This window comes from Protofrankia sp. Cj5 (assembly GCF_917627405.1).
Taxonomy (GTDB): domain Bacteria; phylum Actinomycetota; class Actinomycetes; order Frankiales; family Frankiaceae; genus Protofrankia.
On sequence record NZ_CAKJTO010000037.1, the window covers coordinates 1 to 10,713 of the forward strand.

The window sequence follows — 10,713 nt, forward strand, 5'->3', positions numbered from 1 at the left end:
TATTCGCTGGACGAGGTCAATGAGGGATACCAGGACATGACCGACGGGCGGAACATCCGCGGTGTGATCGAGCTGGGCCGCTGATGCGGCCCAGCAGCCAGGACGCGTTCTTCATCGGTGGAGAATTCCGCCCGGCCACCGGTGACCGGCGTTTCACGGTCGTCAGCCCCGCCACCGAAGATGTCGTCGGCAGCGCGCCGTGCGGCGAGCCCGCCGATGTCGACGCGGCTGTCGCCGCGGCCCGGGAGGCCTTCGACACCGGCCCGTGGCCCCGGATGACGATCGGGGAGCGGGCCGCTCACCTCACCGGGTTCGCGAACGAACTCGCGGCGCGCCGCAAGGAGATAGGCGAGCTCGTCCTCGACGAAATCGGCCTGCCACGGCGGGCGGCCCAGGCCGAGCCCGTCGGCATGATCGCCCTGCTGCGCTACCATGCCGGTCTGGCCGAGCAGATGACCATGAGTGAACGCCGGACGGGCCTGTTCGGCGCCTCGGCGGACGTCACCCGGGAGCCCGTCGGTGTCGTGGCGGCAATCCCCGCCTGGAACAGCCCGCTGGTGCTGGCCGCCAACAAGTTCGCCCCGGCCATGCTCGCCGGCTGCACGGTCGTCTGCAAACCCGCGCCGGAGACCTGCCTCGACACCTATCCGGTGGCCGAGGCAGCCCGCGCCGCCGGGATCCCCACCGGTGTGCTGAACCTGGTGGCGAGCGACGGCGTCGGCGGTGACCACCTCGCCCGGCACCCAGGAGTCGACAAGATCGCTTTCACCGGCAGCACCGCGACCGGTCGCGCGGTCGCCGCTGCCGCCGCGAGCCACCTGGCCCGGGTCAGTCTCGAACTGGGTGGCAAGTCCGCCGGCATCGTGTGCGACGACGCTCCACTCGACGCGGTCGCGGCCGCGGTCGTCGCGGCGGTCACTCTTGTCAACGGGCAGGCCTGTATCGCGCTCAGCCGCGTCCTCGTCAGCGAGCGGCGGCACGACGAACTGATCGACGCGCTGCGGACCGCCTTCGAGGCGCTGGTCGTCGGCGATCCCCGTGACCCCGCCACCGCGGTTGGCCCGTTGGTCAGCCAGCGGCACCGGGACCGGGTGCTGGGCTACATAACGGACGCCGAGAAGGACGGCGGACGGGTGGTCACCGGCGGCGGCCCGCCGCCGCACACCACGCGGGGCTGGTACCTCGCGCCCACGCTCGTCACCGGCGTGTCGCCGACGTCGCGGATCGCCCAGGAGGAGATCTTCGGCCCGGTCCTCACCGTGCTGACCTACCGTGACCTCGACGATGCCGTTGCCATCGCCAACGGCACCCCGTTCGGGCTGTCCGGTGCCGTCTTCTCCCAGGACCTCGACCAGGCCCGCCAGCTCGCCGGCCGCATCCGCAGCGGCAGCGTTGCGATCAACAAGGGGGCCGCGATCGACTTCGCGCTGCCCTTCGGTGGGTTCGGCTCGTCCGGCTACGGGCGCGAGTACGGCCCGGAGGGCGTGGCCGAGTACCTCGAACACAAGACGATCTTTCTTGACACACCCTGAGGCCCCAGCGAGGAGCCAGCACCCGATGGTCGGCCGTGGTGTCCCGAGGGGGTACCACGGCCGACCACGGCCGGTCCGATGACGCGCTCCCGGGCGTGCCCGGCAGGGGTCAGATCCGCTCCACGATCGTCGCCGTGCCCATGCCGCCGCCGGTGCACATCGTCACCAGGCCGATGGTGCGGTCACGCCGCTCAAGCTCGTCCAGCACGGTCTGGATGAGCATCGGGCCAGACGCTCCGATCGGATGGCCCAGCGCGATCGCCCCACCGTTGACGTTGACCCGCTCCGGGTCGAGATCAAGATCGCGGATGGTCTTCAACGGGACCGCGGCGAAGGCTTCGTTGATCTCCCAGAGATCGATGTCGGCCACGGTCATGCCCGCCTTGGCCAGGCAACGCAGGCTGGCCGGACCGGGGGCGGTCAACATGATCACAGGATCGGCGCCCGCCACCGCGGTCATCCGGACGCGCGCTCGCGGGGTCAGCCCGTGGGCGCGGGCGTAGTCGGGCGAGGCAAGCACGATCGCCGACGCGCCGTCGACGACGCCGCTGGAGTTGCCCGCGTGGTGGACGTGGCGGATCTCGCCAGCCTGGGGATAGACCTCGCGGCACATGTCGTCGAAGGACCGGTCGAAGCCCGGCTGCACCTGGGTCGCCAGCTGCTCGAACGACGCCGGCAGCTTCGCGAGCGTGGCCACCGTCGTATCGGGGCGGGGGAACTCATCACGGTCGAGGGCGAGCGTGCCGTCGAGATGCCTGATCGGCACGACCGAGCCGTCGAACCGGCCCTCGGCCACGGCCTTGGCGCACCGCTCCTGGCTTAGGGCTGCGAAGGTGTCCACGTCCTCGCGGGTGAAGCCCTCCAGCGTCGCGATGAGGTCGGCGCTGACGCCCTGCGGGACCATCGGGTACAGCTCCCGCAGATGAGCGTTGCCCGCGTCGAGCGTCACCACGCCCTCGGCCACCGGCCAGCGTGACATCGACTCGACGCCGCAGCCGACAACGAGATCCTGGTGACCGGACAGGATGCCCATCGCCGCCCAGCTGACCGCCTGCTGGCCGGATCCGCAGTACCGGTTGAGGCTCGAGCCGGGTGTCTCGACCGGCCAGCCGGCCGCCAGCAACGCGAGCCGGCCGATGTCAGCGCCATGCTCCCCGGTCTGCATCCCGTTGCCGGCGACCACGTCCTCGACCTCGAGCGGGTCGAAGCCGACGCGGTCACGCAGGGCGTTGAGAACCTGCGCCAGCACCTCCTGCGGGTGCAGCGGGTGCAGCGATCCGGTCACCTTGCCCCGGCCACGTGGTGACCGTACTCCATCGATGATCCACGCCTCGCGCACAGCAAGCCTCCGATAATATTGGAATATTTATATAAACGATGCCATGAGCGACACCGAGGTGCGACAGTCCAGCCGGGCGCTCACCCGCCGCCACCACGAGCGCCCCGGACCCCGTTGACCTCGTCAGCCTCGTCGCCACAGGCCTCGACGTGCGACACTTAATCAGTAAGCGTATTAATCGATTCGTCGAGTAGTGTGCTTCGGAACCAGCCGTCCCGACCAGCCGTCATCGACGAGACGACCACAGCTGATCCCCCTGCCGCGGGCCGCGGCGCGACAACGCTGGAGTCACGTGTGAGCGACCGATACGACGACTTCCCGACGCTGCGTTTCGAGCGACCCGCGCTCGGCGTTCTGCGCATCGTGCTCGACGCACCCAATCTCAACGCGGTCAGCCCCCGCATGCACCGCGACCTCGCCGAGGTCTGGCCGGTCATCGACCGCGACCCTGAGACCCGTGTCGTGCTCGTCCAGGGCGAGGGCAAGGGGTTCTCCGCCGGCGGCACCTTCGACCTGCTCCAGGAGATGGCCGACAGCCCCGGGGTCCGCACCAGGGTCCTGCACGAGGCGCGCGCCATGGTCCTCGGCGTGCTCAACCTGTCCAAGCCAGTGGTCTCGGCCATGCACGGCCCGGCCGTCGGCGCGGGTCTCGCCGTCGGCATGATGGCCGACATCTCGGTGGTCGGGCGCCACGCGACCATCGTCGACGGCCACACCCGCCTCGGTGTCGCGGCCGGCGACCACGCCGTGCTGTGCTGGCCGCTGCTGTGCGGGATGGCCAAGGCCAAGTACTACCTGCTCACCTGCGAACGCCTCACCGGCGAGGAGGCCGAGCGCATCGGGCTGGTCTCGCTGGCGGTGGACGACGACCAGGTCCACGCCCGCGGTCTCGAGGTGGCGACGTCACTCGCGACCGGCTCGTCCGACGCGCTGCGCGCGACCAAGTCCTCCCTCAACCACTGGTACCAGCTGCAGCTGCCCGCGTTCGAAGCCTCGCTCGCGCACGAGTTCTACGGCTTTGCGAGCCCGTCCGCGCAGGAGGGGATCGCCGCCATCCGGGAGAAACGCCGGCCGGACTTCATCGCCGTCGAGGCGCGGCACCGCGCCGACATCTGACCGACCGCCGGCCGTCCGACCAGGAGCTCAGCCATGACCAACAGCACGACGACCGACAGCACAACGACCGGCAGCACGACGGCCGGGAGCGAAGCCCCCGCGTCGAAGAGCGGCGATGTGCCACTGCTGGCGCCCGGAATGACCTGGGAGGAGATGCTCCCGGGAACGGCGTTCCGCACCTCGGCCCGGACCATCACCGAATCCGACCTCATGACATTCATCCAATGGGCCGGCTTCAACGAACCGCTGTTCGTCGATGCCACCCACGCCGCGGCCGGGGGGTATACCGGCCGGCTGGTACCGGGGGCCTTCGTGTACTGCATCGCGGAGGGCCTGGTGCTCCAGACCAACGCGCTGCATGGCACGGGCCTGGCGTTCCTGTCGATGGACCTGACGGTCAAGGGCCCCACCTACGTCGGCGACACGCTGCACGCGATCGTCGAGACCCTGTCGGCTCGCCCGACCAGCAAGCCCGGACGCGGCATCGTGGCCAGCCGTGTAACGGTACGCAACCAACACGGCAAGGACGTCATGGTCTTCACGCCGACCCGCATGATCCGCGGACGCGACTTCGTCGAGACCGACGGCGCCGGCCACTGATCGCCTGATCGCCTGATCGCCTGATCGCCTGATCGCCTGATCGCCTGATCGCCTGATCGCCTGATCGCCTGATCGCCTGATCATTATCAGACCAACCTGGCCGGCCGCTGGGTGCGCGGTGGCGGTTCTTACCACGCACCCAGCGGTCCCGGGAGTCGCTAACCGTAGGAGGGTCCGTGGGGACGCTGGACGGAAAGGTCGCGCTGGTCACCGGGGCCAGCCGCGGCATCGGAGCGACAGTGGCGCTCCGGCTCGCGAGCGAGGGAGCCCGGGTCGCGGCCATGGCGCGTACCCTCGACCCCGACCCCCGGTACTCAGGAAGCCTGCGGGAAACGGTCGAGAGCATCCGGGCCGCCGGTCACGAGGCCGTCGCCGTCCGCGGCGACCTCTCGTCCGCCGAGGACCGGCGCCGCATCGTCGCCGAGACCGTCGAGGCATTCGGCCCGGTCGACATCCTCGTGAACAACGCCGCGGTCACCTTTCTCGCGCCAGTCGAGGAGTTCAGCGAGAAGCGTTTCCGTCTGATGATCGAAGTGCAGGTGTGGGCGCCGTTCGAACTCACCCAGCTCGTTCTTCCCGGCATGCGCGCGCGGGGAGCCGGCTGGCTGCTCAACATCTCCTCCCGGGCCGCGCAGCACCCCGAGGGCCCACCGTTCGACGCCGTGTACGAACGCGGTTTCTCCGCATACGGGCTGTGCAAGGCGGCGTTGGAGCGTTTCACCACCGCGGTCGCGTCCGAGGGGTACCGTCACGGCATCCGCGCCAACGCGCTCGCCCCGCTCGACAACGTCGCGACACCCGGAGCGGGCGCGCACGACCTCGTCGCGGACTTCCCGCTCGAGGATCCCTCGGTGCTGGCCGAAGCCGCACTGGCCCTGGTCGAGGGAGACATCACCGGACGGATCGCCTACAGCCAGACGCTGCTGGACGAACTCGGCCGCAAACCCGCCGTGACGGCCGGCTGAAACCGGCTCTGGACGGCCCAGGCGGCCAGAAGAGCAACGGCCATCCAGAAGATCGGCGCGAGTGTGTCGTCAGGTACGCGTTTCCGGCAGGAACACACTCGCGCCGATCATTTTTTCTCGTTGTCGCCCCAAGCGCCCCGGGTTCCCGGGTTCCCGGGAACCGGCGGGAGCCTGGGAGCTCAGTCCACGCGGGCGGTGGCGTAGCCGGCGATGACCTCCTCGCCCCGCTCGTTGACCGTGACCACGTCGAGGTCGACGAGGGCGACGCCGTCGTCGTCGCGCAGGCCGGCAATGACGACGCGGGCGGTCAGCCGGTCACCCGGCCAGATCTGGCTTTTGAACCGGACGCCGTAGCGGGTGAGACGGCCGTCACCCACCAGATCGGTGACGGCGCGGGCGGTCATACCCATCGCCAGCATCCCGTGCGCGAACACACCCGGGTAGCCGGCCGCGTCGTGCGCGTACACACCATCGGTGTGCAGCGGGTTGTAGTCCCCGGAAGCCCCGGCGTACTGCACGATCTGCGTCCGGGTGAGGTCCTCGACGAGCACCTGCTCGCGAACCTCGCCGACCTTCACGTCAGCCCCACGTAGTGCCATCAGTTCGCTCCCTGCTCAACCGGCTTCTCCGGTCGTACGCTCACACCGCGGGCCCGGACCACCAGCTCACCGGCGGCGTCCCGGTACTCGGTGACCTGTTCTTCGAACACCAGCCTGCCGCCGCGCCGGCCCGTCTTCTCCCAGGTGTCGCCCGGGATGGTGGTCACCTCGAGCACGTCCCCCGGCCGGACCTGCCGGAAGTACTCGAAGTGCTGCTCGGCGTGCAGCCGGCCACCGCCGGAGACGGGCTCGGTGACTCCGGTGGGCTCCCGGCCGGAGCCGAACCACGGCTCGCCGGCATGTGGCCGCAGCGGGTAGTCGGGGTCGTACTGGGCGGAGGACTGCACAAACGTCGGCGGGGCGATGATGCCCGCGGCCTCGGACTCGCTGGCCCGCCGCGCGTCGTGGTAGACGGGGTTGGGATCCCCGACCGAACGCGCGAAAAGCATGATCTGACCGGCCTCCACCGGGAACGTGAACTGCCCCACGAATACTCCTCTACTCCTCGTCGTTGAAGGCGGGCGGCCGAGGATTCCAGCCACCAGATAGAGCAATCATTAATACTTTTACCGGCTTAGAGCGCCCGAGGATAGGGCGTTCGGTCAGTGAGCGGCTCATCCGCGCCCGGTCCGGCAAGGCGGCGGAGGAAGGCGCCCTGGTGGTGGGCTCCGACTGACGACAACGCGGCCGGGCGGGATGCGGGGAGCCGCGAGCCGGACAGTCCTATTCTCGGGCGCTCTTACTCCTCCAGGCGCTCACCCACGCCGCACGAGCAGGCGCCGCACCTGTGCCGCGGACTCCATCGCCTCGTCCTCATCACCCGCGACCGGCAGCAGATGCACATCGCAGCAGCCCGCCTCAAGGTAGGGCACCAGGGCCTCGGCCACGTCCTGGGGCGTTCCCCGGGGCACGTACTTCGAGAAACGGTCGAAGGGCACACCGTAGAAACTCTCCATCGCCCGCGAGACCGAGCAGCCCGCGTCCTCCACGGACCTGCCGAAGCCGCACCAGACGAGCAGCGCGTGCCGCCAGGCCATCCCGGTTCGCCCGGCTGAGACCGCGACGCCGTCGATCTCGGCGGTGACCGCGGCGTAACGATCGGGCGAGACCCACACGCCGAGCCAGCCGTCACCGTGCCGGCCCGCGCGCCGGACCGCCGCGGCCGATCGGCCACCGATCACTATCGGTACGGCGACAGCCGGCGGCGGCGACACCCGCACGTCCCGGAGCCGGAAGTGCTCGCCGTCGACCGTCACCGCCTCGCCGGCCAGCAGCGCCCGCAACACGACGAGCGCCTCGTCCATCCGGCGGCCGCGGGTGGCGGGGTCGACGCCGCAGGCCTCGATCTCGGCACGGTCCTCGCCTCCGATGCCCACGCCGAAGACGAACCGGCCGGGTGCCAGGGCGGCGAGCGTGGCTACCTGACGCGCCACCGGGACGGGGTGCCGCAGCGGGAGCAGGAACACCCCGGTGTGCACCTCGACGCCGGGCGCGGCCATCAACAGCGCGGTGGCCTGGATGAGCCCGTCGGAGCCATAGCCACCGCGAAAGCTCACGTGATCGCCGATGACGGCATGGTCGAAACCGAGATCCCGTACCTGCCGCGCGGCGTCGAACAGCCGCTCCGTGCCGCTGCGCAGCAACGCGAAGGGTGGCCGGACCCCGATCCGCGGCCCAACCGATCGGATCTCGGCCGCCACCGTCCCAGCTGTGTCGACGACCGCTGTGTCGATGACCGCTGGGCCGACGACCGCTGGGCCGCTGCCCGCCGCGGTCATGATTCCAGCACGCGGCGCAGCACCTTGCCGGCCGCGCCCCTCGGCAGAGTATCGATCATCTCCCATTCGGCGGGCACCTTGAATCCGCTCAGGGACTCTCGCGCGAACAGGCGCAGCTCCTCGACATCCGGTGGATCATGTGGGTCCACCAGGACGATGAAGGCCTTCACGACCTGCCCCCAGCGCCGGTCGGCCCGGCCGACCACGGCAACCTCACGGATCGCCGGATGGAGGCTGAGGACCTGTTCCACCTCCAGCGGATCCACGTTCTCCCCACCCCGCACGATGCGATCACCGCGCCGGCCCAGCAGCGTGACATAGCCGTTGGGATCGATACGCCCGAGGTCCCCGGTGTGGAGCCAGCCGTCGGCCGCGGGACGGAAAAGGTGCTCGCCCCGGGCCCGGATCTCGCCGCTGCCGTCCGGTGCCGGGTCGACCACCCGCAGCTCCACGCCCTGGGCCGCGCGGCCGACCGTACGCAACAGCTCAGGCCGGGTCGTGGCGGCAAGCCGGTGATCCTCGAAGCTCAGACAGGTGATCGGAGAGCCCTCCGTCTGCCCGAAGATCTGAACAAAGTCGACATCCGGGAGAACGGCCATCGCCTCACGGAGCGTGTCCGGATGAATCGGGGATGCGCCATACTGCAACACCCGCAGCGTGGGCAGCGCGAGGGCGTTCTCCGCGAGCAGACGGTCGATCATCGTCGGCACCAGCAGGGCGTGCGTCGTGCCGTGGTCGGCCAGCTCCCGCCAGGTCCGCGGCGAGAACGGCGGCGAACAGACGACCGTGGCACCAGCACCCAACGCCACCGCGATCATCCCGAGACCGGCGATGTGATGGTACGGCGAACCGGATGCGTACACGCTGCCCGGTGCGAGGTGGACGATCGCCGCGTTGACCCGGACCCGCACCGCGAGCTTGCCCTGAGCCACGAACACCGGCTTGGGTACTCCGGATGTGCCGGACGTGTGCAGGATCAGCGCGGTCTGTTCCGGGCCCGGCCGCTCCGCCGCCGGCCGGTCGGACAATGGCCGGTCGGACGCGGCGGCCGGCGGGTGCACGACAAGCCTTCGCCCCGTTGCCGCCGCCACCTCGCGTCCAAGATCTTCAACGGCTGGTTCAGCCAGGAGCAGATCGCCAGCGAGGCCGGCCAGGCAGCTGGCGAGCTCCCGGATGGTAAGCCTGGTGCTGATCGGCGCAAGCGGACGCCGGGTGGCTGCCCCGGCGATGGTCAGCGCGAGTGCTTCCAGCGTGGTCGAGACCAGGGCCGGCAGCGGTGTCCCCACACCCACGGCGAGGCTGTCCAGCCAGTCAGCCGCGCCCGCGGCGTAACGCAGCAGGTCAGCGCCGGACCAGCGGACGGTCCCGCTGCTCACGGCCGGTCGGCTCGCGCCTGAGCCCGACCAGGCCTCGGCGAGCTGGGCCGTCCACGTCGTCCCGGCCCCGATGGCTCCAGCCCCGATGGCTCCAGCCCCAGTGGCTCCAGTCCCGGTTGTCCCGTCCCCGGCGGTCATGCCCGGGTTGTCCGGGCGGCAGCGGCTGGCCCGGATACGGCCACCGCAGGCACAGCCGACCCGGACGCGGTCAGCCCGGTGGTGTCGACGCCCTCCCAGAAACCCGCCCAAGCCGGAAAGGACCAGGGCAGACCGGGTGACGTCGGCGACGTGCCCCAGCTGTCGAAGCCCACGGCCTGCGGGCGCTCGTTGACGTCGGCGGCATACCAGTGGCGCTCGTCCCTGCGGTCGAACAGCCACTCCCCGTCGACCCGGCGGTAGGTGTCGAAGTAGCAGATGGCCATGACGATCCAGCGGTCGCCGACCTCGTGCTCGGCCCGGCAGTACACCTGCCCGCGGGCGTTGTCCGCGTCGAGCAGTTCCACCCGATGGCCGCAGATCTGGTGCACCGACCGGTAGAACCACCGCAGGCTGGGCGCGATGTAGTCCCGCAGCGCCTCGCGGCCCTGGCCGTGCCGCCCGCAGTTGACATCCGGCACGAACAGCGAAACCCAGGCGTCGAGGTCACGTCCATCGACCGCGAGCGCGTACCGGATCGGCAGCTGCTCGATCGCGAGCCGCGCCTCCACCTGCTCCAACCGCGCGAGCAACCCCGCGTCGTGCGTCGTCACGACACCTCCAGGTCAGGCCTTCCCCCGGACGGTCGCTTCGCGACGATCCAAGGACCCGGGCTCCGGGGAGGGCCGTCGTGCGGGGCAGGCGATCGCCTCCGATCGCGTCCGGACAGGAGCCAGCCAGGCCTCCTCGTCCGTCACACCGCCACCACAACCAGGCCAACCCAAATAGCAATACGCTTAATGAGTTGCACTATAGTTCCCGGCTGCCCGTCCGGCGACGCCTTCCCGCAGGGCCACCTCAACGACCCGGGCGCGCACGGAACGCGCAGATCACCTACGGGAACCACCTCAACCGGGAGCGCATCAGCCCCACCACCGCACCAACCGATCGGTGCGCCTTGGATGTCAGCTGAAGTGGCGGAAGCCGCCTTCGGTGCTGATGATTTGGCCGGTGATCCAGGCGGCTTCGTCGGTGGCCAGCCAGGCGATGAGGCGGGCGGGGTCGTCGGGCGTCCCCCAGCGCTGTTGAGGAAAACGAGGCCGCGGTCAGCCCCTCAGCCGCGTCCGTAGATGATTGACCACTATGGGTGATACCACAGGAAAAGGACGGATCCTGTCCTGGCTGATCCTGATCGTGGGGACGCTCGGCGCGGGCGCTGTAGCCCTGGCCAGCAGCGACCGGTGGGCTGGTGCGCTGGCTGTGACAGCGCTGG

General features: G+C 70.2%; 10 protein-coding genes and 1 pseudogene. 4 read left to right on the forward strand and 7 right to left on the reverse strand.

The window, feature by feature from the left end; genetic code table 11:
- Positions 1-83: 83 nt before the first annotated feature.
- Positions 84-1,532 carry an aldehyde dehydrogenase family protein gene (locus tag MJ777_RS10325; RefSeq protein ID WP_239375542.1) on the forward strand — a complete coding sequence of 483 codons (1,449 nt, stop codon included), beginning with the start codon at positions 84-86 and terminating at the stop codon, positions 1,530-1,532.
- Positions 1,533-1,641: 109 nt separating this feature from the next.
- Here the strand turns inward: MJ777_RS10325 and MJ777_RS10330 are convergent, their stop codons facing one another.
- Complete coding sequence (locus MJ777_RS10330) at positions 1,642-2,871, reverse strand: acetyl-CoA C-acetyltransferase (RefSeq protein WP_239310080.1); 1,230 nt, start codon at positions 2,869-2,871, stop codon at positions 1,642-1,644.
- A gap of 294 nt (positions 2,872-3,165) precedes the next feature.
- On the opposite strand from MJ777_RS10330, the gene MJ777_RS10335 reads away from it, so the two are divergent.
- The 3 genes from MJ777_RS10335 (at position 3,166) to MJ777_RS10345 (ending at position 5,552) form a co-directional block, all read left to right on the forward strand.
- Complete coding sequence (locus MJ777_RS10335) at positions 3,166-3,987, forward strand: enoyl-CoA hydratase/isomerase family protein (protein WP_239310081.1); 822 nt, start codon at positions 3,166-3,168, stop codon at positions 3,985-3,987.
- A 138-nt stretch (positions 3,988-4,125) separates the two neighbouring features.
- Complete coding sequence (locus MJ777_RS10340; RefSeq protein ID WP_370652693.1) at positions 4,126-4,587, forward strand: MaoC family dehydratase; 462 nt, start codon at positions 4,126-4,128, stop codon at positions 4,585-4,587.
- A gap of 176 nt (positions 4,588-4,763) precedes the next feature.
- Positions 4,764-5,552 (forward strand): SDR family NAD(P)-dependent oxidoreductase, encoded by a 789-nt coding sequence (locus MJ777_RS10345; protein ID WP_239310083.1) that lies wholly within the window; start codon positions 4,764-4,766, stop codon positions 5,550-5,552.
- A gap of 179 nt (positions 5,553-5,731) precedes the next feature.
- Here the strand turns inward: MJ777_RS10345 and MJ777_RS10350 are convergent, their stop codons facing one another.
- From MJ777_RS10350 to MJ777_RS22700, 6 genes and pseudogenes are all read right to left on the reverse strand, one after another.
- Complete coding sequence (locus MJ777_RS10350) at positions 5,732-6,151, reverse strand: MaoC/PaaZ C-terminal domain-containing protein (protein WP_239310084.1); 420 nt, start codon at positions 6,149-6,151, stop codon at positions 5,732-5,734.
- Positions 6,151-6,639, reverse strand: coding sequence for a MaoC family dehydratase N-terminal domain-containing protein (locus MJ777_RS10355; protein WP_239345135.1), 489 nt, complete (start codon positions 6,637-6,639; stop codon positions 6,151-6,153). The genes MJ777_RS10350 and MJ777_RS10355 overlap by 1 nt, the downstream gene beginning before the upstream one ends.
- A gap of 267 nt (positions 6,640-6,906) precedes the next feature.
- Positions 6,907-7,929 carry an LLM class flavin-dependent oxidoreductase gene (locus tag MJ777_RS10360; RefSeq protein ID WP_239310086.1) on the reverse strand — a complete coding sequence of 341 codons (1,023 nt, stop codon included), beginning with the start codon at positions 7,927-7,929 and terminating at the stop codon, positions 6,907-6,909.
- Entirely contained in the window at positions 7,926-9,443 is a 1,518-nt protein-coding gene (locus MJ777_RS10365) for a class I adenylate-forming enzyme family protein (RefSeq protein WP_370652692.1), read from the reverse strand. The genes MJ777_RS10360 and MJ777_RS10365 overlap by 4 nt, the downstream gene beginning before the upstream one ends.
- Positions 9,440-10,033 (reverse strand): nuclear transport factor 2 family protein, encoded by a 594-nt coding sequence (locus MJ777_RS10370; protein WP_370652694.1) that lies wholly within the window; start codon positions 10,031-10,033, stop codon positions 9,440-9,442. The genes MJ777_RS10365 and MJ777_RS10370 overlap by 4 nt, the downstream gene beginning before the upstream one ends.
- A gap of 372 nt (positions 10,034-10,405) precedes the next feature.
- A pseudogene (locus MJ777_RS22700) lies at positions 10,406-10,537 on the reverse strand (SDR family oxidoreductase); the annotation flags it as partial.
- Between the last annotated feature and the right edge of the window lie 176 nt (positions 10,538-10,713).